This is a genomic window from Roseibium sp. MMSF_3247, from assembly GCF_030733765.1.
Classification (GTDB): domain Bacteria; phylum Pseudomonadota; class Alphaproteobacteria; order Rhizobiales; family Stappiaceae; genus Roseibium.
The window spans coordinates 25,914-47,125 of sequence record NZ_JASHII010000006.1 but is presented as its reverse complement, the minus strand read 5'-3'; the positions used below and the strand labels follow the sequence as shown (position 1 = coordinate 47,125).

The 21,212-nt window shown below is 56.6% G+C and carries 26 protein-coding genes; 8 read left to right on the top strand and 18 right to left on the bottom strand.

Annotated elements, in window-relative coordinates; all coding sequences use genetic code 11:
- Positions 1 to 11: 11 nt before the first annotated feature.
- The 3 genes from RBB44_RS18995 to RBB44_RS18985 all read right to left on the bottom strand — a co-directional run bounded on the left by RBB44_RS18995 (position 12) and on the right by RBB44_RS18985 (position 2,023).
- The gene (locus RBB44_RS18995; protein ID WP_306149329.1) at positions 12 to 797 is read right to left on the bottom strand and encodes a class III extradiol ring-cleavage dioxygenase; all 786 of its coding nucleotides are present in this window, start codon (positions 795 to 797) and stop codon (positions 12 to 14) included.
- A 203-nt stretch (positions 798 to 1,000) separates the two neighbouring features.
- Positions 1,001 to 1,582 (bottom strand): OmpA family protein, encoded by a 582-nt coding sequence (locus RBB44_RS18990; RefSeq protein ID WP_306149330.1) that lies wholly within the window; start codon positions 1,580 to 1,582, stop codon positions 1,001 to 1,003.
- Positions 1,583 to 1,603: 21 nt separating this feature from the next.
- Positions 1,604 to 2,023 (bottom strand): hypothetical protein, encoded by a 420-nt coding sequence (locus RBB44_RS18985; protein ID WP_306149331.1) that lies wholly within the window; start codon positions 2,021 to 2,023, stop codon positions 1,604 to 1,606.
- A 173-nt stretch (positions 2,024 to 2,196) separates the two neighbouring features.
- Here RBB44_RS18985 and dut point away from each other — a divergent pair, with 173 nt between their 5' ends.
- From dut to cysK, 3 genes are all read left to right on the top strand, one after another.
- A complete protein-coding gene (dut, locus tag RBB44_RS18980) occupies positions 2,197 to 2,646 on the top strand; it encodes a dUTP diphosphatase (protein WP_306149332.1) in 450 nt (149 codons plus the stop codon).
- A 24-nt stretch (positions 2,647 to 2,670) separates the two neighbouring features.
- Positions 2,671 to 3,330 (top strand): HAD family phosphatase, encoded by a 660-nt coding sequence (locus tag RBB44_RS18975; RefSeq protein ID WP_306149333.1) that lies wholly within the window; start codon positions 2,671 to 2,673, stop codon positions 3,328 to 3,330.
- 142 nt (positions 3,331 to 3,472) lie between these two features.
- On the top strand, positions 3,473 to 4,432 hold the full coding sequence (cysK, locus tag RBB44_RS18970) for a cysteine synthase A (RefSeq protein ID WP_306149334.1): 960 nt from the start codon (positions 3,473 to 3,475) through the stop codon (positions 4,430 to 4,432).
- A 178-nt stretch (positions 4,433 to 4,610) separates the two neighbouring features.
- Here cysK and rplT read toward each other — a convergent pair whose 3' ends face one another.
- Together rplT and rpmI are read right to left on the bottom strand one after the other, a co-directional pair.
- Positions 4,611 to 4,970: a 50S ribosomal protein L20 gene (gene rplT, locus RBB44_RS18965; protein WP_133952557.1), complete on the bottom strand. Its 360-nt coding sequence runs from the start codon at positions 4,968 to 4,970 to the stop codon at positions 4,611 to 4,613.
- A 27-nt stretch (positions 4,971 to 4,997) separates the two neighbouring features.
- Positions 4,998 to 5,195: a 50S ribosomal protein L35 gene (gene rpmI / locus RBB44_RS18960; protein WP_023002610.1), complete on the bottom strand. Its 198-nt coding sequence runs from the start codon at positions 5,193 to 5,195 to the stop codon at positions 4,998 to 5,000.
- Positions 5,196 to 5,667: 472 nt separating this feature from the next.
- On the opposite strand from rpmI, the gene RBB44_RS18955 reads away from it, so the two are divergent.
- Positions 5,668 to 6,297 (top strand): hypothetical protein, encoded by a 630-nt coding sequence (locus RBB44_RS18955; protein WP_306149335.1) that lies wholly within the window; start codon positions 5,668 to 5,670, stop codon positions 6,295 to 6,297.
- A gap of 241 nt (positions 6,298 to 6,538) precedes the next feature.
- On the opposite strand, the gene RBB44_RS18950 is transcribed toward RBB44_RS18955, so the two are convergent.
- A complete protein-coding gene (locus tag RBB44_RS18950) occupies positions 6,539 to 7,024 on the bottom strand; it encodes an FMN-dependent NADH-azoreductase (protein WP_306149336.1) in 486 nt (161 codons plus the stop codon).
- A 98-nt stretch (positions 7,025 to 7,122) separates the two neighbouring features.
- On the opposite strand from RBB44_RS18950, the gene RBB44_RS18945 reads away from it, so the two are divergent.
- On the top strand, positions 7,123 to 8,028 hold the full coding sequence (locus RBB44_RS18945) for a LysR family transcriptional regulator (RefSeq protein WP_306149337.1): 906 nt from the start codon (positions 7,123 to 7,125) through the stop codon (positions 8,026 to 8,028).
- 14 nt (positions 8,029 to 8,042) lie between these two features.
- On the opposite strand, the gene RBB44_RS18940 is transcribed toward RBB44_RS18945, so the two are convergent.
- Genes RBB44_RS18940 through RBB44_RS18920 form a run of 5 tightly spaced genes read right to left on the bottom strand, consistent with a single transcriptional unit; the run spans position 8,043 to position 13,246 of the window.
- Positions 8,043 to 9,035 (bottom strand): MDR family oxidoreductase, encoded by a 993-nt coding sequence (locus RBB44_RS18940; RefSeq protein ID WP_133952553.1) that lies wholly within the window; start codon positions 9,033 to 9,035, stop codon positions 8,043 to 8,045.
- 14 nt (positions 9,036 to 9,049) lie between these two features.
- Positions 9,050 to 10,684: an acyl-CoA synthetase gene (locus tag RBB44_RS18935; protein ID WP_306149338.1), complete on the bottom strand. Its 1,635-nt coding sequence runs from the start codon at positions 10,682 to 10,684 to the stop codon at positions 9,050 to 9,052.
- A 1-nt stretch (position 10,685) separates the two neighbouring features.
- The gene (locus tag RBB44_RS18930) at positions 10,686 to 11,807 is read right to left on the bottom strand and encodes a dimethylsulfoniopropionate demethylase (RefSeq protein WP_306149339.1); all 1,122 of its coding nucleotides are present in this window, start codon (positions 11,805 to 11,807) and stop codon (positions 10,686 to 10,688) included.
- 12 nt (positions 11,808 to 11,819) lie between these two features.
- Entirely contained in the window at positions 11,820 to 12,446 is a 627-nt protein-coding gene (locus RBB44_RS18925) for a DUF1326 domain-containing protein (RefSeq protein ID WP_306149340.1), read from the bottom strand.
- 11 nt (positions 12,447 to 12,457) lie between these two features.
- Positions 12,458 to 13,246, bottom strand: a complete 789-nt coding sequence (locus tag RBB44_RS18920; protein ID WP_306149341.1) for a DUF2182 domain-containing protein — start codon at positions 13,244 to 13,246, stop codon at positions 12,458 to 12,460.
- Between the two features lie 162 nt (positions 13,247 to 13,408).
- On the opposite strand from RBB44_RS18920, the gene RBB44_RS18915 reads away from it, so the two are divergent.
- From RBB44_RS18915 to RBB44_RS18905, 3 genes are all read left to right on the top strand, one after another.
- Complete coding sequence (locus tag RBB44_RS18915; RefSeq protein ID WP_306149342.1) at positions 13,409 to 14,146, top strand: FadR/GntR family transcriptional regulator; 738 nt, start codon at positions 13,409 to 13,411, stop codon at positions 14,144 to 14,146.
- A gap of 92 nt (positions 14,147 to 14,238) precedes the next feature.
- A complete protein-coding gene (locus tag RBB44_RS18910; RefSeq protein ID WP_306149343.1) occupies positions 14,239 to 15,204 on the top strand; it encodes an isopenicillin N synthase family oxygenase in 966 nt (321 codons plus the stop codon).
- Between the two features lie 95 nt (positions 15,205 to 15,299).
- A complete protein-coding gene (locus RBB44_RS18905) occupies positions 15,300 to 15,668 on the top strand; it encodes a thiol-disulfide oxidoreductase DCC family protein (RefSeq protein ID WP_209002587.1) in 369 nt (122 codons plus the stop codon).
- 7 nt (positions 15,669 to 15,675) lie between these two features.
- On the opposite strand, the gene RBB44_RS18900 is transcribed toward RBB44_RS18905, so the two are convergent.
- The 7 genes from RBB44_RS18900 to RBB44_RS18870 form a co-directional block, all read right to left on the bottom strand.
- On the bottom strand, positions 15,676 to 16,266 hold the full coding sequence (locus RBB44_RS18900; protein ID WP_306149344.1) for a glutathione peroxidase: 591 nt from the start codon (positions 16,264 to 16,266) through the stop codon (positions 15,676 to 15,678).
- Between the two features lie 93 nt (positions 16,267 to 16,359).
- Positions 16,360 to 16,770 (bottom strand): universal stress protein, encoded by a 411-nt coding sequence (locus RBB44_RS18895; RefSeq protein WP_306149345.1) that lies wholly within the window; start codon positions 16,768 to 16,770, stop codon positions 16,360 to 16,362.
- A 63-nt stretch (positions 16,771 to 16,833) separates the two neighbouring features.
- On the bottom strand, positions 16,834 to 17,844 hold the full coding sequence (locus RBB44_RS18890; RefSeq protein ID WP_371932294.1) for an Ldh family oxidoreductase: 1,011 nt from the start codon (positions 17,842 to 17,844) through the stop codon (positions 16,834 to 16,836).
- A gap of 125 nt (positions 17,845 to 17,969) precedes the next feature.
- Positions 17,970 to 19,151, bottom strand: a complete 1,182-nt coding sequence (locus RBB44_RS18885) for a UxaA family hydrolase (protein ID WP_306149347.1) — start codon at positions 19,149 to 19,151, stop codon at positions 17,970 to 17,972.
- 13 nt (positions 19,152 to 19,164) lie between these two features.
- Positions 19,165 to 19,455: a UxaA family hydrolase gene (locus RBB44_RS18880; RefSeq protein WP_133952543.1), complete on the bottom strand. Its 291-nt coding sequence runs from the start codon at positions 19,453 to 19,455 to the stop codon at positions 19,165 to 19,167.
- Positions 19,456 to 19,465: 10 nt separating this feature from the next.
- Complete coding sequence (locus tag RBB44_RS18875) at positions 19,466 to 20,461, bottom strand: zinc-binding dehydrogenase (RefSeq protein ID WP_306149348.1); 996 nt, start codon at positions 20,459 to 20,461, stop codon at positions 19,466 to 19,468.
- On the bottom strand, positions 20,458 to 21,210 hold the full coding sequence (locus tag RBB44_RS18870) for an SDR family NAD(P)-dependent oxidoreductase (RefSeq protein ID WP_306149349.1): 753 nt from the start codon (positions 21,208 to 21,210) through the stop codon (positions 20,458 to 20,460). Before RBB44_RS18870 ends, RBB44_RS18875 begins: the two co-directional genes overlap by 4 nt.
- Positions 21,211 to 21,212 lie beyond the last annotated feature (2 nt).

The window sequence follows — 21,212 nt, the reverse complement described above, 5'->3', positions numbered from 1 at the left end:
TCGTGGGCGGATCACTGGAACCGATAGTAACTCATACTGATTGAGCCGTATTCGTAGCTCCGGTGCAGGAGCTCTGGTTTTTTTCCTTCGCCGGCAGCGCCAAACGGGAAGAACAGCGGCAACAGGTGCTCCTCTGTCGGGTGGTTCTGCCGAAAATCCGGCGCTGCTTCCAGGTTGTCGAAGTAGTTCAATTGCCCTGCATCCAGTCCCTTGTCGAGCCAGGCATCAAACCCCGTTGCCCAGTTGGGAACCTGCGATCCATCCGGCCCAATGGCTCTCAAGTTGTGGGTGGTGCTGCCAGATCCGGCGATCAAGACACCTTTTTCCGACAGCGGCGCCACGGCTGCTCCGAGTGCGTAGATGGTTTCCGGAGAACTGTTGTTTGGAAGTGAAATTTGAACAACCGGGATGTCTGCGTCAGGGAAGGCCAGCGACAACGGCACCCATGCCCCATGATCAAGACCCCTTTCAGCGTCTTGCTTAGGCTCCAGTCCGGCAGTCTTTAGGACAGAAATCACCTCTTCAACTGCGCTGGCATCCGCTGATGCAGGATAGGAGATTTCATAAAGCTCGTCCGGAAAGCCTCGGAAATCGTGATAAGTGCGCAAGGGTCCTGGAGCCGAGATCTTGAGTCCTTCGGTTTCCCAATGCGCGGACAGGATCAAAATGAAGCGCGGCTGTTGCATGTTCTTGCCGAAACTCTTCAAGAAGCGGCTCGCCGGTGTGTCCCGCACGGCCAGTGTCGGCGCGCCATGGGCGAAGAAAACAGGAGGTATTGGCGTTTGATGATCCGGCATTGGTCTACTCCATGCTTACGGCCATGTTGGCCTCATCATAGAAATAAACCGTTCGAGCCTTTTCTGAAGATCAGAGCTGCTTGACACATTGTTCATTAAAGTCAAACAACGAGCGCGAAATATCGAAATTAGATATTTTGAATGACGTAATCAGACGTGCGGCACATGGTAGTGCGGGCGCTGAGCACCCGCACCACTATAACTTAGTTATAGCCCATATTGATGAGCTGCACCCGGCGATTCACGGCGGCAAACGGGTCTGCCGGATCGCGCAATTGCTCTTCGCCAAGACCAACCGAGAAGAGGGTGGAGCCCGGTACCTGGAATGTCGTCACCAGGGCCTCACGAATGGCTTGGGCGCGCCGCTGAGATAGTTCCAGATTGTATGTCCGGTCCCCTTTGGCGTCGGTATGTCCGACGATGAAGAACGTCTGGCCTTGGAGATACGGCGTATGCAGTGCATCGGCAATCAATCCGACGGCCTCATAGGATTCTGGCCGGATACGCGCAGAATCGAAGTCAAACGTGATTTCGATGTTGAACTGACGCAAGGACGCGAGCTGCTGATACATCGGGATGGTTTGCGGTGAATCCGCACCCGGATACTTCTGGATGTTTTCCAGAGCGGCGCGCTGAAGCGCATCCGCGCTCACTTCCACCTTCTGTTGGGCGCCTTGAAGCGAGTTGATGATCTGATTGCGGCTTAGTTCAGTTTGAGCGCTGGCAACTGTTACCGAGAAGCAAAGTGCACATGCAGCCGCGCCGGCAAAAAACAGGTTTTTCATGAAAAATCTCCTTAACCCGGCTTAGCGGTATCCGGCGAGGTCAATCGCGGTGTTGCACTTCTCGCTGACCGATGGTTGTGCCTTGAGTAGGCAGCGCAGGATGTGACCGGCACCAGGTTTGACGCCTTTGCAATACTGGGTGGCATCGCGTGCGCAGATCTCCGGCGCAGCGGCTTGAGCGGCCAGCCGTTCTGCAATAAGGCCGGCCACAACGGCCCGGTCTGCATTACATTTTTGCGAGACCTTGGCCTGGTTTTGATCAAGGCACTGGCCAATTCCGTTGTTGGCAAGGGTCGCAGACTTGCAATACTTGTCGATGTCTGCGCCGCAGCTGACGGCGAGGATCTTGATGGCATCGGCAAACCCGACGGTCTGCGCCTGTGCCGTCATGCCGGCGGCGAAAATCACTCCCGCGGCAATCGCGCTTAGCAAATACTTCATTCTTAAGGTCTCCCAGCTCGAAAAACTTTCCGATACGGCAGATAGTTTCAGGACAGCGTGACGGCTTCAAGTAGCCTTTTGATATTTTTCGCTTATCCGCTTCATGGCCGAGCTGTGCTTGACAGGTTCCTGCGAATGTCGTCAACCGTTGCCAAACGAAATGGGACGGCTGCATGACCATCAAGCTTGAAATCAAACGCCTCGATCATGGGCAGGATTTGCCCCTACCGGCCTATCAAAGTGATTTGGCCGCAGGCCTGGATCTGCTTGCAGCCGTGGACGACGATCTGACGCTGCAACCTGGAAACCGGGCGCTGGTGCCGACGGGCCTGGCGATGTCATTGCCGGCCGGCTTTGAAGCCCAGGTTCGTCCCCGGTCCGGTCTTGCCGCGAAAAACGGCGTAACGGTGCTGAACACACCGGGTACAATTGATGCGGATTACCGCGGCGAAGTTAAAGTGATCCTGATCAATCTCGGTAATACGGCGTTTGAGATTTCGCGTGGTGATCGCATAGCCCAGATGGTGATCGCGCCCGTGCTGCAGGCTGAAATTGAAGAAGTCGAGATCCTGTCCGAAACAAGCCGGGGAACCGGTGGTTTCGGGTCGACTGGACAGCGCTAGGACTGAGACACAAGGGACTTCACCATGAATCCGAAACTTGTCATTTTCGATTGCGACGGTGTTCTGGTGGACACCGAGCGGATGGTGAATGCCAGTCTTGCGGAGATGGTGACGGAACTCGGGTTTCCGATCACCGGTCCAGAGTGCCAGCAGCGCTTCATGGGCCGGACCCTGGAAAACGTCAAAGAGATGGTTGAGGCTTTGATCGGCCGTGACTTGCCAGACGATTGGCCCGATCAGGTGCGAAAACGCGATCTGGAAGTATTCGCGGCGGGCGTTCCCGCGATCACCGGCGTCGCTGATGTTTTGGACGAGCTGGACCGGCGCAACCTGCCTTTTTGTGTCGGCTCGTCCGGCAAATACGCCAAGATGCGGACTACACTTGGCAGTTCAGGGCTGTTGCCCCGTCTTGAGGGCAAGCTGTTTTCCGCAGAAGACTGCGTCAACGGCAAACCGGCACCCGATGTGTTTCTTCTTGCAGCAAGTACGATGGGATATCCGCCGGAAGACTGTGTTGTCATTGAAGACAGTTTGCCGGGCGTGCAGGCGGCGCGGTCCGCCGGTATGGCTGTTTATGCGTATGTCGAAGATCCAGCCTGCGACCGTGAAGCGCTGTCTGATGCCGGTGCGCATCTCTTCGACGACATGGCCGCACTTCCGGGTTTGCTGTTTTCTAAGCCGTGAGCCTTTCGTGAAAAGGCATTTTACGGAGGGCGCGCTCTCTAGGGGTTCTTCCCCTTATATCTCCCGCGGTGCCGTACTATCTTGAAGTCACAATTTAGAAAGGTGCGATTGGCACTGCATTCGTTTTAGCTGGGAGACTTCCATGACAATCAAGACGCACGGACGCGGTAAGATCTACTCCTCGATCACGGACACCATCGGTGACACGCCGTTGGTTCGTTTGGATCGTCTGGCGGATGCTCATGGTGTCAAGGCAACTCTTCTCGGCAAGCTGGAGTTCTTCAATCCGATCGCCAGCGTCAAAGACCGTATTGGCGTTGCGATGATCGATGCTATGGAACGCAACGGCAAGATTGAAGCGGGCAAGACGACCCTTGTGGAGCCGACGTCCGGGAACACCGGGATCGCGCTCGCCTTTGTGGCGGCGGCCAAGGGATATCGGCTTATCCTGGTCATGCCGGAAACCATGTCTGTGGAACGCCGCAAGATGTTCAAGATCCTGGGCGCTGAGCTGGAACTGACAGAAGGGGCCAAGGGCATGAAGGGTGCGATCGCCCGGGCGGAAGAACTCTTGTCCGAGATCGATGGTGCTGTCATGCCGCAACAGTTCGAGAATCCGGCCAACCCGGAAATCCACCGGAACACCACGGCGGAAGAGATCTGGAACGACACCAGTGGCACGGTTGATGTCTTTGTTTCCGGAATTGGAACCGGCGGCACTATCACCGGGGTTTCGCAGACCCTAAAGGAACGCAAGCCGGACCTTCATGTGGTGGCTGTCGAGCCGGAAGACAGCCCGATCCTCTCCGGAGGCCAGCCGGGTCCGCACAAGATCCAGGGAATTGGTGCGGGTTTTGTGCCGGGTGTGCTGGATACCGGTGTCTTCGATGAGATTGCCAAAGTAAGTAATGAGGACGCCTTTACCATGGCCCGCGAAGTCGCGAAAACCGAGGGAATTCCGGTCGGCATCTCTTCCGGCGCGGCACTCTCTGCAGCCATCAAGGTCGGTCAGCGGGATGATATGGCTGGCAAAACCATTGTTGTCATTATTCCCTCTTTTGCAGAACGCTATCTCTCAACTGCGCTTTTTGAAGGGCTTTGAGCGTAGCGCCCCTTTAGCGTCATGTCGGGACGTGTTCCGAACATCCATAAGTTATCCGAAACATGGCTCCTCGGCATTTTGCCGAGGATGACGCGGAGAGGAATGAGGCTTTTCTTCAAAAGAAAAGCGCGGTCCCGAAAGACCGCGCTTTTTTTATTCCGTTTAAGTTCGATCGAACTTATGCAGCCAGGGCGCCCTGAGCCTTGTCAACCAGTGCCTTGAAGGCATCCGGCTGGCTGATGGCGAGGTCGGACAGAACCTTGCGGTCGACTTCTACGCCAGCCTTGTTCAGGCCGTTGATGAAGTTGCCGTAGGTCATGCCGTGCTGGCGGGTTGCCGCGTTGATGCGCTGGATCCACAAAGAGCGGAAATTGCGCTTCTTGGCCTTACGGTCGCGATAAGCGTATTGACCCGCTTTCTCGACGGCCTGCTTGGCGACGCGGATGGTGTTCTTGCGGCGGCCGTAGTAACCTTTAGCAGCCTTCAAAACTTTTTTGTGACGAGCGTGGGCGGTAACGCCCCTTTTGACGCGTGACATCTAGGTGATCTCCTTAAAAGGCTGGCGTTAGGCGTATGGCAGAAACTGCTTCACGATCTTTGCATCCTGATCGCTCAGCGTGGTGGTGCCACGGGCGTTCCGGATGAATTTGTTCGTGCGCTTGATCATGCCATGGCGCTTGCCGGCCTGTGCGGTTTTCACCTTGCCGGTTGCAGTCACCTTGAAGCGCTTTTTAGCGCCGGACTTCGTCTTCAACTTGGGCATTTTGCATCCTTTCTTTGGTGTGCCTGCAAGCAGACACTTCATTGTTGGTGCATTCAGAGCCGACACGGCATGCCCTTGGTTGTTTTGAAAGGTCCTGCGCATGAACGCAAAAATCCAGTCCAAAACGAGCCGGACGACTCTGGACCGAGCGCTTATATGGGAGGTTTCTGGGAAAAGCAACCGGAAAGGGTTGCTGTTTTCGCAAGTCCGGCGAGGACTTTTTGTGCCAACGCAGTCACGTACCTTGGCCACAACTTTTCACAGAAAGAGACTAGCGATAGCCAAATCGGAGAGCAGAACTCTACACATAGTTGAAAAGATCGAGTGTTCAGATATTTCGTAATATTGTAATTAATATCAATATTATGATATTTATTCTTCTATAAGTTGTTTATATTGGCGAAAAAATCTATCATAGATAGTGTTTAATTGTATTTTGTACGCATGTTGATCAAATTGGTGATTCATAGATATGCCGCAACCAACACTTGCCTTTAAATCACTCCGAAATCCAAACATCTGTGACAAACGAAAACTGATTTTTGTCCATAACCCAAAGGCCGCAGGGAAAAGTTTTCGAAAGTGGTTGGGGTTTGAGGGGCGAATAAATCATGGGTTTCCGAGTTATGACACACCGGTCAATCTTTGGGACGAATACACAGTAATTGTATGCGTCCGTGAACCGATAAAACGTGCATTGTCACTCTATAAATTTATGACGCATGAATCATATCAAGGAACAATGTTAAAGGCGTTCCCCGACATCCATTCCTATGATCCGCTAACTTTTTTCACCACGATATTGGCCCGTCAGCGACTGTTTCTAGCCAAGCAATACAAATACACTCATCATTTTGGATCGAACAAAGAGCCAGACTATGTTTTGCGAGTTGAAGATCTGGATGTTAGCGAGATCGCCGAGCGTTTTAGCATTTCCAGCCCCTTCCCATGGGAAAATTCGGGCAAGAACTCAGAGCCAGTTGAGCTTGGAGAAGATCTGTACTGGTATTTAGTGAACCATTTTAAGGCTGATTATTTCTTCTTTGGGTATCGGCCGAAACCGTATGACGAATTCATGGACACTCAAAAACTTGCCGCCTGAGGTTAATGGGTTGGGCATTAGCAGTTGAAAGTTTGCTCGTCTTCCTGCGACTTTCCAGCAAAAATGTAATTGCTGCGAAGAGTTGTTAAAGACTTGGGACCAGCTTGGGTTTTAGACAATACCGTGCATGGTATCCTGGCGCTGTTTTATCGCTCTTCGACATCGCCAGGAGCGCTTGTTGCTGTGCCTTGGACATTTATGCACTCGACATCTTCAGATCTCAGAAATGCCAGCAGGAGTGTTAGATGGGGCTGAACGAAGTTCGCAACTCAGAACGGTTCAGTAGAGTGGTAGCCTTCCGCGCCGTATGTGCGACAACAATCGCACGTCTTGCTTTCACCAATCCCTGGAATCCGTTTTCGTCCATGGCAAATGTGTGTCCGATGCGGCAGATCTGGTCCACCCAAGCCTTGAGGGCTTCCGGAATGGTGAAGTTGTATATCGGAACCGCAAGCAACAGCGTATCCGATGCTTGAATTTCGGCGATCAGCTTATCAGACAAGGCTGTCGCCGCTTTTTGGTCTCCCGACAGTTTTTCTTGAGGAGCATAGAACCCTTCTATGGTTGATTGGGCGATGAAAGGAATGGAACCATTTGCGACATTTCTTGTGATGCCAGTGCAGGCCGGATGTTTTGCGCGAAAACCGGCTTCAAATGCATCTGCTATCGCGGCTGAATGAGAACCGGTTAAGCGTGAACTGGAGTTGATGCGGAGCAATTGTGTCATGACTTTGCCTCCTTCTTGTCTGGCAAAGGAGACTTAATTTCATGCGCCAACTCGAAAAATAGGTCGCTGATCACTGAAGTCGTGCGTATTGTGCATGAATGGATCTTGCAGCCCTTAAAACCGCATTGCTCGTTCGGGACCTAGGAAGTTTTGCAGCCGCCGCACGGATCTTGGATCTCGACGCCTCCAGCGTTTCTCGTGTCATTGCCCAGCTGGAACAGGATATTGGATTCCGTTTGTTCCAGCGCAGCACCCGCAGTCTCGCGGCAACAGGTGAGGGTGAACTCTACCTCAATCGAATCGCGCCACTGGTTGAAGAGTTGGAGGCAGCAGGCGATGAAGCTCGGACAACCGCTTTGTCGCCACGTGGCACTTTGCGAATGACAGCAAGTATTTCGTTCGTACAAGAGTGCCTGGTGCCGGTTCTCCCGGAGTTTCGGGACAGATTTCCTGATATTGAGATCGAACTCCTGGCTTCTGACGCCAATCTGGATCTTCGTGCCGACAGTATTGATCTGGCCGTCCGGTTCGGATCCATGCCTAAGGGCGACTGGATTGTCAGCAAGTTGATGACGACACGCTACCGGGTCGTTGCGTCTCCGGAATACCTGGAACGTAAGGGGCGCGTTGATGATCCAAACGATCTCTCCGACCGGGATTGTATTCGGTTCGCTATTCCCGGTTTCCGCACGTTGTGGCAATTCAAAAAAGGCAACGATGAGCCGTTCAATGTGCCGGTTGGCGGTGCAACGGTGATCTCAAATGCCTTGTCGATTCGGTCTGCAGCACGTCTTGGAATGGGGGTCGCGCTGTTGCCGATCATGCTCGTTGAGAGAGACTTGAAGCGGGGGAGCCTAATCGATCTCTTTCCTGACTATGCCTGTGCAGCGGCATCCTTTGAGACAGCGGCCTGGCTGGTTTACCCGAGTCGCTCGTACCTGCCTCAAAAGGTTCGGGTGATGATCGACTTTCTACGGGAGAAATATGGGCGGCCAGAAACCTAGCCGCCCGATGTCTCTTATGCGTTCACGTCGACGACAACACGGCCTTTGACCTGGCCTTTCAGGATGTCCTTGCCGAGGCCCGGCAAGTCTTCAAGGGTCGCCGGGTGGATCATTCCGTGCAGCTTGTCGAGCGGCAGGTCCTTGGCGATCCTTTGCCAGGCGCGGACACGGTCATCATAAGGACGCATGACGCTGTCGATGCCGAGGAGGTTTACACCGCGCAGGATGAACGGGATGACGCTGGCTGGAAGGTTTGCCCCACCGGCAAGACCGATGGTGGCGACCGAGCAGCCGTACTTCATCTGGCCGAGGATGCGGGCGAGCATTTCACCCCCAACGGCATCAATCGCGCCGGCCCAGACCTCTTTCTCCAATGGTCGCTTGATGGTTTCGGCGACATCATCCCGCGGAACAATGGCGCTGGCGCCGAGGGATTTCAGGTAGTCCCAGGTGCTTTCGCGGCCGGTGACAGCATGGACTTCATAGCCGAGGTTGGCCAAGATCGCGACCGCAACAGAGCCGACACCGCCCGCAGCACCGGTGACCAGAACCGGTCCGTTTTCCGGTTTCAGGCCATGGTCTTCCAGTGCCATGACAGCAAGCATCGCGGTGAAACCGGCTGTGCCGACCGCCATTGCATCGCGAGTGGTGAGGCCATCTGGCAATGGCACCAGCCATTCGCCCTTGACGCTGGCCTTCTGAGCATAGCCGCCCCACCAGACTTCTCCGACACGCCAGCCTGTCAAAACGACCTTGTCGCCGGGCTTGTACCATTCGTCAGAGGACTCTTCGACAGTGCCGGCAAAATCGATACCCGGGACATGCGGATAGTCCTTGACCAGACCGCCGCCCGGTCCAACACAAAGGCCGTCCTTGTAATTCAGGGTCGAGTACTCAACCGCAACCGTGACATTGCCGTCCGGCAGTTGGTTCTCGTCGATTTCCTTGACGGCGGCGCTGGTTTTGCCGTCTTCGTTCTTGTCGACAACAAGTGCTTTGAAAGTCATGTGAAATATCCCTGTTATGCGGTTTCACTTGAGAGTGTCCGGGCCTCTTGCCGCAGGACAAATTTCTGGATTTTGCCGGTGGCCGTTTTCGGCAACTCCGTAAAGATGATTTTCTTGGGCCGCTTGAACCCGGCCATGTTCTCCCGGCAAAAGGCGATCAGGCTGTCTTCGGTTGCCTGGCTACCTTCTTTGAGCTCGACAAAGGCGCAAGGGACTTCGCCCCATTTCTCGTCGGGCAAGGCGACAACAGCCGCAAGGACCACATCCGGATGGCGGTGCAGTACTCCTTCGACCTCGACGGACGAGATGTTTTCGCCCCCTGAAATGATGACATCCTTCAGTCGGTCACGGATCTGCACATAGCCGTTTTCGTGCCGTACGGCGGCGTCGCCGGACTTGAAATGACCGCCGGAAAAGGCCTCATCCGTCGCGTCCCGGTTCTTGTAGTAGCCTTTCATGACCGTGTTGCCGCGAATGACGATCTCGCCCTGCGTTTCCCCATCCCATTGCACCGGTTCGCCGGTCTCGCGATCAATGACATCCACGCTCTCGGTCATTGGGAAGCCAACGCCTTGCCAGGACTGAAGCTCGGCCTGTTCGTCGGAGGAAAGGTCGTCCCATTCCTCCCGCCACAGGCATTGGGCGACATGACCATAGGTCTCGGTAAGGCCATAGACCTGCATCACTTCAAAACCGAGCGCCTTGGTGGCGGCCAGAACCGCTGCTGGCGGCGGAGCGCCGGCGGTCATGATTTTCACTGGGCCAGGCAGGGGTTTCCGGTCTGCCTCTGGTGTGTTGACCAGCATGGAGAGCACAATGGGCGCACCGCCCAAATGGCTCACTTGGTGCTTGGCGATCAGGTCGAAGACTGCAGCGCCAGTCACCTGCCGGATGCAAATGATCGTGCCGGCCATCAAAGTCATGGTCCAGGCATGGCACCAGCCGTTACAGTGGAACATGGGCACGGAATAGAGATAGACCGGATGGCGCGGTAGCTCCCATGCGATTGGCGTCCCCATCGCCATGAGATAAGCGCCGCGATGGTGGTAGACGACGCCTTTCGGTCGGCCTGACGTGCCGGACGTGTAGTTTAGCGCCAGCGCTTGCCATTCATCGGCCGGACCTTGCCAGGGAAACGCCGGATCGCCCCTTTGGACCAGATCTTCGAATACCTCGTCGCCGATCAACGGGCCGCCGGGGCCGTCCGGGTCGGCAATGTTGATGATCGGCAGAGCCTTGCCGTTTATGTCGAACGCTTGAGAGATCACGCCGGAAAAGGCGGTGTCCGCGATCACCAGTTTGGCATCGCTGTGCTCAAGGATATAGGCGACTGTTTCCGGTTCGAGGCGGGTGTTGATCGTGTTCAGCACCGCGCCGGTCAACGGGACTGCATAGTGGAGCTCAAACAGCTCGGGTGTGTTCGCCGCCATCACAGAGACTGTGTCGCCAAGCCCGATGCCGCGCTGCTTTAAGCTCGAAGCGATCCGGCGTACCCGCTCCAGAACATCGGACCAGGTGTAGTGGCGGTCGTTGTAGACAACAGCCAGCCGGTCCGGGAACAATGCCGCTGTCCGCTCCAGAAAAGAGAGCGGTGACAACGGCACGTGGTTGGCTGTTTGTGGCGGCAGGGCCTCGTAATGGTCTCTCACCCTAGTCCCCCTGGTTGCAGAACGGGGTTTCCCAAACGGTCGCGCTGCGCATGCCGTGCGGCGTATCGACCTGAACCTTCGTGCCGTCGTCCCAATGGGTCATGCGGACCATGCCGATTGCGACATTGGTTCTGAAATCCGGGGAATAGGCGGCCGAACTGATCGTCCCAACCTGCCGGCCACCACCGATGATGGGCCATAACTCGTTACAAGGTGGTACGGGATCGCCATCAATCGCCACACTGCGGATCTGGCGGACAGGTCCTTCGACCGCAACACGGAGCAGCGCGTCCCGGCCGACGCAGCCGATCGCTTGCTGTGTCTGACAGAACTTGCCAAGTCCGCACTCATGCGGCGTGTTGTTGCGGGTCATGTCATTGCCGTAGGACAGCAATTGCCCTTCGATCCGCTCGATCAGGTTGGGGCACCCGGCCCGGACATCCATGTCCGCTCCCGCTTCCATGAAGGCATCCCAGACGGGTTCGCCCCATTTGCTGCCATCGACATAGAGCTCAAACCCGCCCTGCTTTGAGTAGCCAGAGCGCGCCAGCACCATGCGCTGCCCCTCAAATTCCACATAGTCATAGTGAAAGAACCGGATGGACCGGATGCGTTCTCCGAAGACCCGGGCGACTAGGTCCTCAGCCTTGGGTCCCTGAATGGCAAAAGGGGAAACGTCTGGCTCATCGACATCAACTTCCAGGCGGAACGCGTGCGCAAGCCCCTTGATCCAGAACAGAAGATCGCTGTCGGCAACCGAAACCCAGTATTTGTCTTCGGCGAGTTTCGTTGTGACCGGATCGTTCAGCATTCCCCCGGTCTCATCGACCATCGGCGTGTAGTAACATCGGTTGAGTGCCATGTCCGACAGGTCCCGCGGCGTCAGCATTTGCGCCAGACGCCCGGCGTCCGGGCCCCAGAGTTCGACCTGGCGTTCGCAGGACACGTCCCAGATCTGAACTTTTGATTTCAGATGCTTATAGTCCTCTTCCACCGAATCAAAGACAGTCGGAAGAAGCATATGGTTGTAGACGGTGTAGGCTTTAACACCGGCTTCCTGGACACGGCGCGAAAACGGTGTCTTGCGCGTGCGCCGGGAGATGGACAGAGACGGGACCTGCATGCCGGGTCCTCCCTATGCGCCCTGTTCGACGGCTGGGCCGGACCAGTCGATCTGACAGATTTCGGCGCTGCGGCCGTCAAAGTCCCAAACACGGCCATAGGCACGGACACGGCCCTGAGTGGCGGTTGCGACCGTGATGTCCGAGCCCATCCAGTACTCGGTGTTTGTGACCACGATATCCTGGTCCGGATCAGATCCGCCAACCGGAACGACTTCGCCCTTGATTGCCTTGCCAACAATCAGGCGGCGCTTCTTGCCTTCGTTTTCGTAAGTCACGGGCGCGCGTTCAGCGCCGAGGAATTCGCTCACCAGGACCTTGAAGAGACCTGTTGTGCCCTTGGCCTGACCGGAGAAGATCTTCAAAAGGCCATCATAGGCGGCTTCCGAAGCGCGTTCGTCGATATAGGCAGCGGCTTTCCAATTCCCGCGGGCCATCAGACCAGGGATTTCGAGGACAAGGCCGACATTCAAACCGGACAGATCTTCGCCCATATAATGACCTTCATCGATCCGGACACCAGCCCAGGCCTGGCAGTAGCCCTCTGTCGGCGCGTGTTTTCCAAGCGAAACGACGCACGGGCAGAAAACGGTGCAATTGCAGTTGAGGATCAATTCCCCTCGGATGGCCCATCCAGTCATTCTTGTCTCCGTTATAGATGTTTTATGAGTTCGATAATGAGGATCGCAGATGCAGATCCCAGAAGTGCAAAACCGACAGGCACGGTCAGGTAACGTCCGAGCTGTGGGAGTTTTTCGAAAGTCATCAGCACCATTGCGAGGCCCATGAAGGCGAGGTTCATGGTGCCGGCAACAAAGGCCAACAGCATGAGGGCCCAGCAACAGCCGAGGCAGATCGCGCCAAGGTGCAATCCCATCCGGAAAGCGCCCGAAGGCCCATCTTGCCATTTGCCCATAAAGAACATCAGCGGGCTCTGGCATTGGTTGAGACAGGCTTCTTTCAGTCGGCTGAACTGGTACGCTCCGGCAAGCGCCAAAAGGCCCGCGGTCAAATAGACTTCGGAACTGCGGCCGAAGGGGTCCAGCCAGCCTTGTGTGTCCAGCGCAGCCTGCAGAAGAGCTGCGGGAACTGAAAAGCCGATCCAGACGAGCAGGTAGCCGGCAAGCAGCGCTGAGAAACCGGTGATTGTGGCGCCTTGCGTATGGGTGAGGTCGAGATAGGTTTTCAGTGCGGGCGCAACGGTTGGCGCCATCATTGCAAGGGACATCAAGCCCCACATTGCGATCAATCCGGCAAGGCTTGTGTCTGCGGCCGGACGGCAGAGAGATGCCAGGTAATCCAGGCCAAGCGCTTGCCAGCCCGCGGGCAGATCGAGATCCGGTTGCATCAGGAAAAGAGCTGCCCACGCGCCAAGAACCGCGACAAAAAACGCTATCCAGGCGGCTTGGCGCCGGTCAACTAATTGAAGGGCGATCTGCACCCAATGTCCTCCCATATCGTTGAGAAAAGGCTGAGCGCATCTGTTGAAAAAGTCAAATAATTAATTGTCTGACATTTAAAATATTTGCATTGACCCTGTTCCAGAGCCGGGCCTAGTCTTGTAGAGAGGCACCGTGGACGGGTGCGTGCAAAGGAGACACCATTGGCAATCGAGTATCAGGCGATCCGCAAGGAGGGTTTGTCGACCCAGATTGCCAATGCGATCCGTAAGGCCATTCTCGATGGCGCGTTGAGCGTAGAAGAGCGTTTGCCGAGTGAAACAGAGCTCGCTGATCGGTTCGGAGTGTCCAGGGCAACCGTACGCGAAGCGATGAAGCGGCTTGCGGCCCAGAACCTCATTCGCTCAGAAAGGGGTGCGTCCGGCGGTGCATTCGTCAATCGCATCACGTTTGATGAAGCTCGCGGCGATCTGGTGGGCACGACCCGACTTCTCATCGGCATGAACAACATCCCGTTCGAAGATGCCATCGAAGCCCGTTACCTTCTGGAGTCTTCTTGTCTGGCACTCGCTTGCGAAAACCGCAGCGAAGAGGATCTGACCGCAATGGCTCGGGAGATCAGCCTTCAAAGCGGGGATCTGTCGGACGAAGACTTCTGCGATTCAGATGTCCGGTTTCACTCGGTCATTGCCAAGGCAACCGGAAACCCGTTGCTGATGTTTCAGGTCTCGGGCGCAATCGAGGCTATGCAGCCCTTGATGAACATGCTGGTTTACCGGCTTCGAGATAAAAAGCACATTGCCGGCCTTCATAACCGCCTTCGCGACGCGCTGGGCAATCGTGATAGTGTGGCGGCGCAGACGGTTTTGGAAGAAATCGCTGCCTATACCCGGCAACTGGCGGAGTTGCGGCGCGCTCCAAAGGAAGAGCCGGCAAACTGACCGGAATGCCCTTGACGACCATTGAGCCAGAGTTGGAAGTTCAGGGAACGGGGTGTGTCGCCGGCATGCCGATTTCCTGAAAGGACTTCCTCTTGGACAATGCGCATATTCCAATCATCGACCTGGGCGGTTTGGTGGACAGTGCGCCCGGCGGGCTTGAGCAAGCCGCACGAGAGATCGGCCAGGCGGCCCGGGAGACTGGGTTCTTCTATGTTAAGAACCATGGCATTGAAGCGGACCTGATTGCCGCAATCAATGTGGCTGCCCACGCCGTGTTTACTCTGCCTGACGTCGACAAACTGGCGCTGACGAAGAACTTCCATAAAACTAACCGCGGCTATGTTCCGATGGAGGGTGAAAACCTTGATCCATCCAAACCGGCGGATCTGAAGGAAGCTTTTAATGTCGGCCTTGAACTCGCGCCGGATGATCCGCGTATTTTGGACGGAGAGCCTTTCCGGGCAATAAACCAATGGCCGGATCTACCCGACTGGCGGGACACGGTCCTCAAATACTTCAATGCTGTTTGGGGGCTTGGCCGGACGATCCACAGGGCCATCGCGCTTGATCTGAAAGCGTCACCTGATTTTTTCGAAGACAAGCTTGACGCGCCAATGGCTACCCTGCGCCTACTTCACTATCCGCCCCAGCCTGCTGATGCTACGGCCGGTCAAATTGGGGCCGGGACCCATACGGACTATGGCAACATCACCATTTTGCTCCCCGACGAGGTTGGCGGACTGCAGGTCCGGCGCCGGGACGGTGAATGGATCCAAGCCCCGACGATCGACGGCGCATTCATCTGCAACATTGGCGATTGCCTGATGCGCTGGACCAACGATGTCTATGTCTCTACGCCGCATCGCGTCGTGAACAGCAGTGGCCGCGAGCGGTATTCGATCGCGTTTTTCCTCGACCCGAACCCGGATGCCGAAGTCTCCTGTCTTCCAGGATGCGTGAGCGACGACAGGCCACCCCGATATGCGCCGATCTCCGGCGCTGATTATCTCTGGTCTCGTCTGGATGCGACTTACGAACATACAAAGAAGACCAGCTGAGACGGATCCGCACAGGTGGCGGTGTCCTGTGCTCGTCCCAATCCATCTCGTTTTTCAGCTCGTAGACAGATCAGCCAGAAACAAGGAGTGGTTTGGTGATCTCGGTCTATTACGACGGCAAATGCGGTTTGTGTTCCAAGGAAATCAATTTCTTCAAGCGGCGGACCCCGAAGCACCCGATTTTGTGGCACGACATCGCCAACGATCCTGCGCAGCTGGAAGGCACGGGCGTTTCCCAAGCAGAAGCTCTGATGTTCATGCATGTTCGAGATGCAGAGGGAGTGATGCGGACCGAAGTTGACGCCTTTATCGCGCTGTGGCGTCAATTCTCCGGCTGGTCGCTTCTCAGCCGGTTTGTGTCCCTTCCGGGGATATACCAACTTGCAGGCGTTCTTTATCGCATGTTTGCAAAGGTCCGCTTCAACCGGTACCCGCATTGTCAAGCGAGTTTGGAAAAAGCGTGACCCTCCATTAGGAACTCTGATCAGCCGGAAGTTGTTCGAGATGTTTCTCGATTTCGGCCACGACGGCCTTGGAGGTCGGTTTTGCCGGAGTTCCAAACCAGGACACCAAGGACCCGTCCGGCCCAACAAGGTATTTGTGGAAGTTCCAGTTTGGCCGCGCGAGCGAGCCGAGCTCCTCAACAGCCCATTGATAGAACGGGTGGGCGGTGTCCCCACGCACGGACGTCTTCGCAGTCATCTGGAAGGTTGCCCCGTATTTCGCTTCGCAATAGGCGGCAATTTCGCCGTCCTTGCGCGGTTCCTGACCGCCAAAGTCGTTCGATGGCACGCCGAGCACGACAAGGCCTTGATCAGCGTATCTCTCGTGCAGCTCCTGAAGTCCGGACAACTGGCCACTGAAACCGCAGGCCGTCGCCGTGTTGACCACAAGGACCACCTTGCCCTCGTATTCCTTCAACGGCAGGGATAGTCCGTTTGCGAGTTCAAAGCTGAAATCATGGGCGCTGCCCGTCTGTGTCGCAGGATCAGCCGCGACAGCTTGGCCTGTTGCAGCGAGGATACCGGAAATGACAACAGCGGCAGGGGCGAAACGCGGCATTACAGATCTCCGAAGCAATTTGCTTTTGTTGCTTACGGAGGTGAGCGTTTAACAGTTCACTGTTCAGCGTACCGGGCGGATGTAGCGGGCGCCTCAGTCGCGAACCACAAAGACAGAACATCCGGCCCGACGAACCACGCGCGATGCGGTTGATCCGAGGAAATAGTCCTGTGCTGTCGGGTGATGCGATCCGACGATGACGAGATCGACATCGTTTTCCTCGGCAAAAGCTGCAATCTGCACCCCCGGCTTCCCGCTCACGACCTTGCACTTGATGCTGTCATCGCCACCCGTTGCCTCGCGCAGCTTGTTTTCGACTTTGGTTGTCAGATGATTGTCGACCTTCATGGTCACGAATTCAGAAACGAACCCCGGAATATTCTCAAGGACGGTTAAAAGCGTGATTTGCCCGCCGTCCGCCAAAAGATGGCGGGCGTTTTCCAGCTTTCGGGCGATCAATGTCTCATGATCAAGAGCGACCGGTATCAGGACATGCTTGTACATCGGATCGAAATCCTCCCTTTCTGAAACTTCTGCAGCCGTGCCTGAACCCGCCACTGGTCAGGGTTAGGCATGGTCTTCTGCAAGTTTTCGGACCGCATCGACATAGCGGGTCGGTACATCAATGCCTTCCGTTCTGGCCTTGGCGATGGCGGCCGAGCGGCGGCTGCCGGGCAGGCGCGCACCCTCCATTTTCTCGATCAGGCTGAGCAGAGCGTCGATGCGGGCGACGAAATGTTCTGTATCCATCGGCTTCATGGCGATCAGGAACTGACCAACTCCGGGAGGTGGTCCGTCGGCGGAAAAGAACGAGGAGGCTTCGGTGCTTTTCGAGGCACCCGTCATGACCGAGGCCAGGATCTCTACCATCAGGGCCAGCGCTGTACCCTTGGCTTCGCCAATCGGCAGCATGGTGCCTTCGAGCGCAGCTTCTGCACTTGTGGTTGGGTTGCCATCCTTGTCGAGGGCCCAGCCCTCCGGAATGTCTTTTCCGGCTTTGCGCGCGTTCATCACTTTGCCGCGGGCCACCCGTGACAAGGACAAGTCCACGACAAGCGGGTCTTTTCCCGACCGGGGCGCCGCGAACGCGATTGGATTGGTTCCAAAAACGGGATCCTTCGCCCCGAACGGCGCCATTGCCGCCGGTGCGTTGGCCACCATGATTGCCATCAATCCCTGTTTGGCGAGTTTTTCGACCTGAACCGAGAGCGCGCCGCAGTGATGGGATCGCGTAATGCCCATGGTTGCGCAGCCATGTTCCAGCGCCACCTCGGAGCCTCTTTCAATAACAGCGTCCAGTGCGGGATAGGCAAATCCGAAACCGGCATCTGCGAGGAGGCTGCTTGTTCCCTTTTGAGAAATAACAACGTCTGCAGAGGCAGCGATTTTCCCGGATTGAACCTGCGCCGCATAGTCTTCGACGCGGGAGAACCCGTGCCCGACTTGACCTTCCGCTTCTGCGGCGACAAGCGCATTCGCAACGGACTGCGCGGCTATGTCAGGCACACCCACGGCCAGGAAGGCGGACTTGATCAAAAGTTCTGCATTGCAAAGACTGAGGCGTTCGGTCGCTTCCATCGGTGTGTGTGCTTTCAAAAGACAACAGATCGCCGACACTTATTTCAATTTTTAGGGCTTGGCGATGCCCTAGCCGCATGGCCGAGAATCTGGTGGCTGGTTTCCAGCCACCAGACCAGTCGGATTTAAGCGCTGCGGTAGAGTTTGGTCATGGAGAATTCCCGGTGACCCAGCGCTTCGGCAGCCGTGTTCCGGCCATTGGCGGTGCGGCAGATCATTTCAATCAACGCATCGCCGGCTTCATCGATGGTCATTTCCCGGCGCAAAATGCCGGAGACATCAACGTCCACGTGTTCACTCATGGTGCGAACCGTGCGCGGATTGGCGGTGATCTTGATCACCGGCACGATCGGGTTACCGACCACATTGCCCTGCCCGGTCGGGAAGGTATGGATCACGGCCCCGCCCGCGGCCATCAGCGTCACGCACTCCGCAGCGGCAGAAGATGAGTCCATGAAGTAGAGGCCATTGCCGGACTTCGGCGCTTCTGCAGGCTCTAGGATGTCGATGTACTGCGAGGTGCGCCCGATTTTTTCCAGGTTCCCGAGGGCCTTTTCCTCGATGGTGGTCAGGCCGCCCTCGATGTTGCCCTTTGTGGGCTGGCTGTCGGAAAGGTCGTCCGTCTGGTGCGCGAAGATGACGTCATCCTGATAGGCCTTCCACATCTTGTACCAGCGCTCACCAACTTCCTTGTTGATCGCACGCTTCTGGCAGATGTGTTCCGCACCGGTGATTTCCGATGTTTCACCGAAGAAGCCGGTGATGCCTTCCGGCAGCAATTTGTCGTACATGTTGCCGACGGTCGGGCAGGAGCCGAGACCGGTGGTGGTGTCGCTCTCGCCGCATTTGGTAGAGACCCAGAGCTCGGAGATGGAGCACTCTTCGCGCTGATATTCCGATGTCTTGTGAACGAAGTCCTTGGCAGCCCAGGAGGCACGGCGAATGGTTTCGAAGTCACCGTTCTGTTCAATGGAAAACTCGGCGACCGGTTTGCCGGTTTCGCGGATGCCGTCGGCAATGCGCTTGGTCCAGCCCGGTTCGATGCCGATGACTACAACGGCAGCGACGTTCGGGTTGGCGCCAGTGCCGATCATGGTCCGGAAATGCAGCTCAAGATCTTCACCGAACTGCAGACGGCCATAGGCATGCGGGATAGCCAGCGTGCCCTTGACGTTGTTGGCAACAGCTTCACAAGCGGCGTTGGAGATGTCGTCGACGGGCAGAATGACAACGTGGTTGCGGACCCCGACCCGGCCGTTTTCGCGCCGGTAAGCCTTCACCGTCATGTTCGAGTATTTGGTAGACATTTCGGGCGGCTCCTTACCAGCGCTTGGTTTTGCAATTGTGGGTGTGGACGTGGGCGCCCTTTGGGATGTCGGCAATGATCTTGCCGATGTCTTCGCCGTATTTGATGGCGGTGTCGCCGTTGTTGAGATCTTTCAGCGCGATCTTGTGGCCAATCGGCACGTCCGCGCCGGCGGTCAGGCGGAAAGTGGAATTGTCATGGGTGACACAGCACAGCATGTCGGTGCCGGCCGTCAGCCCTTCCACAACCACCACACCGACGTTGTCGGCATGTTCGTGGACGAGAAGATGGGGAATTTCAGACATAATTGTCTCCTCAATTATCGGGTGTGAGTAGTATTTTGGGAACAGCGACCGCGCCTTGGCGCAGGTCGGTGAAAGCTCTGAGACCGTCGGACAACGGCCGGATTTCGGTCCAGTCGAGTGCGCCCAACCGACCATCGAACATGGCTTTGGTGGTCTCGCGGAAGTCTTCAGCGGTGTATGTGTAGGTGCCAATGAAGGTGATTTCCTGCAGCGTCATCCGCCGGATATCGAGACCGCCGTCAGACGACCCAAGCCCGATGTGACTGATAACCCCGCCTGGCTTGGCCAGTTTGGTTGCCGTTGCCCGTGTTGCGGCATACCCGACGCCGTCGACGATCAGGTCATACTGCCCGCTCGTCTCAGCTTGATCCGGGGTCAAAACCTCAATTCCGCAGGATGACTTGAGAAACTGAGCCCGCTCAGCATTGGGTTCGATCAGGCGGACTTGAGTGATGCCCTGCGCCTTCAAGGAAAGCGCGGCCCCAAGACCAATAGCGCCGCCGCCAATCACCAGCGCTTTTGCCTCTGACGGATCTGATATCAAGGCCCGTTTCGCGAGACGTACAGCATGCCAGCCGCAGGCAATGGGTTCGGCCAGTGCCGCTTGGGAATCCGTGATGTTGTCTGGCACCACGACAAGATTGCCTTCCGGCATTGCGAGGTAATCCGCAAACCCACCTTCGCGAGGCGGCATGGAGATGATCTGCCTTTCCGGGCAAAGATTGTCCCGGCCAGACCGGCAGGCTTCACAAATCCCACAAGTGACCAGCGGGTTGACGGTCACCCTTTTTCCTTCAAGCGGGCCCGATACAACGGTTCCGGCAACTTCATGTCCAAGAATGAGCGGTGCCGGGCGGCGTTCATCATGACCAAGGAAGGCATGCATGTCGGAGCCACAGATGCCGGTGTGGGCCACCTTGATAAGCGCATCGCCTGCTGACGGCGCCGGATCAGCAACATCCCGGTAAGCCTGCGTTTCTGGGCCTGTGTAGACAAGGGCTTTCATTTTGCGGTGAAACCCCCGTCGACCATCAGGACTTGGCCTGTGACATAGCGGGACGCATCTGAGCACAGAAAGAGAATTGGGCCGTCGATGTCGTCGAGCGCTCCGTTGCGGCCGATGCAGGTCTGGGCAGCATTGCGCCGGGCCCGTTCTTCGTCGCCAAAAACGGCCGCCGTCAGTTCTGTCGGGAAGAAACCGGGGCCAATTGCGTTTGCCGTGATGCCGTCCTTCGACCAGGCTTCGGCCATGGCTCGGGTCAACTGGCCAATGCCGCCCTTGGAAGCTCCGTAAGCAATACCGCCCGGGAATGCCCGTGTTGTCTGAAGCGAGGCGAAATTGACGATCCGGCCCCAACCCTTATCCTTCATGGCGGGCGCAAAGGCCTTGCTCAGGAAGAAAGGCACCGTCAGATTGAGCATCATGGTGATGTCCCAACCGGCATCCGTCACATTATCTGCGGCTTCGCGGGTGTTGATCCCGGCCGCATGTACCAGAATTTGAGGCGGGCCGAATGGCTCGGCGATACTCTCTACAATGCTGGCAAGGCGCTCGCGATCGCTCAAATCGGCCGCCACTGCTGCGGTCGAGCCACCAGCCTCCTGCCGCCACTCATCAAGGTCAGCTGCACGGCGGGCAACGCCAACCACGGATGCGCCCGCCTGAGCAAGCACCGTGGCAGCGCGCCGGCCGAGACCTGAACTGGCCCCGGTGACGCAAGCAACTTTTCCGGATACGTCAAACAGACCGGACATGG

Coding starts and splice junctions, on each gene's coding strand:
- RBB44_RS18995 (WP_306149329.1), bottom strand. CDS start 797: ATGCCGGATCATCAAACGCCAATACCTCCTGTTTTCTTCGCCCATGGC.
- RBB44_RS18990 (WP_306149330.1), bottom strand. CDS start 1,582: ATGAAAAACCTGTTTTTTGCCGGCGCGGCTGCATGTGCACTTTGCTTC.
- RBB44_RS18985 (WP_306149331.1), bottom strand. CDS start 2,023: ATGAAGTATTTGCTAAGCGCGATTGCCGCGGGAGTGATTTTCGCCGCC.
- dut (WP_306149332.1), top strand. CDS start 2,197: ATGACCATCAAGCTTGAAATCAAACGCCTCGATCATGGGCAGGATTTG.
- RBB44_RS18975 (WP_306149333.1), top strand. CDS start 2,671: ATGAATCCGAAACTTGTCATTTTCGATTGCGACGGTGTTCTGGTGGAC.
- cysK (WP_306149334.1), top strand. CDS start 3,473: ATGACAATCAAGACGCACGGACGCGGTAAGATCTACTCCTCGATCACG.
- rplT (WP_133952557.1), bottom strand. CDS start 4,970: ATGTCACGCGTCAAAAGGGGCGTTACCGCCCACGCTCGTCACAAAAAA.
- rpmI (WP_023002610.1), bottom strand. CDS start 5,195: ATGCCCAAGTTGAAGACGAAGTCCGGCGCTAAAAAGCGCTTCAAGGTG.
- RBB44_RS18955 (WP_306149335.1), top strand. CDS start 5,668: ATGCCGCAACCAACACTTGCCTTTAAATCACTCCGAAATCCAAACATC.
- RBB44_RS18950 (WP_306149336.1), bottom strand. CDS start 7,024: ATGACACAATTGCTCCGCATCAACTCCAGTTCACGCTTAACCGGTTCT.
- RBB44_RS18945 (WP_306149337.1), top strand. CDS start 7,123: ATGGATCTTGCAGCCCTTAAAACCGCATTGCTCGTTCGGGACCTAGGA.
- RBB44_RS18940 (WP_133952553.1), bottom strand. CDS start 9,035: ATGACTTTCAAAGCACTTGTTGTCGACAAGAACGAAGACGGCAAAACC.
- RBB44_RS18930 (WP_306149339.1), bottom strand. CDS start 11,807: ATGCAGGTCCCGTCTCTGTCCATCTCCCGGCGCACGCGCAAGACACCG.
- RBB44_RS18925 (WP_306149340.1), bottom strand. CDS start 12,446: ATGACTGGATGGGCCATCCGAGGGGAATTGATCCTCAACTGCAATTGC.
- RBB44_RS18900 (WP_306149344.1), bottom strand. CDS start 16,266: ATGCCGCGTTTCGCCCCTGCCGCTGTTGTCATTTCCGGTATCCTCGCT.
- RBB44_RS18895 (WP_306149345.1), bottom strand. CDS start 16,770: ATGTACAAGCATGTCCTGATACCGGTCGCTCTTGATCATGAGACATTG.
- RBB44_RS18890 (WP_371932294.1), bottom strand. CDS start 17,844: ATGGAAGCGACCGAACGCCTCAGTCTTTGCAATGCAGAACTTTTGATC.
- RBB44_RS18885 (WP_306149347.1), bottom strand. CDS start 19,151: ATGTCTACCAAATACTCGAACATGACGGTGAAGGCTTACCGGCGCGAA.
- RBB44_RS18880 (WP_133952543.1), bottom strand. CDS start 19,455: ATGTCTGAAATTCCCCATCTTCTCGTCCACGAACATGCCGACAACGTC.
- RBB44_RS18875 (WP_306149348.1), bottom strand. CDS start 20,461: ATGAAAGCCCTTGTCTACACAGGCCCAGAAACGCAGGCTTACCGGGAT.
- RBB44_RS18870 (WP_306149349.1), bottom strand. CDS start 21,210: ATGTCCGGTCTGTTTGACGTATCCGGAAAAGTTGCTTGCGTCACCGGG.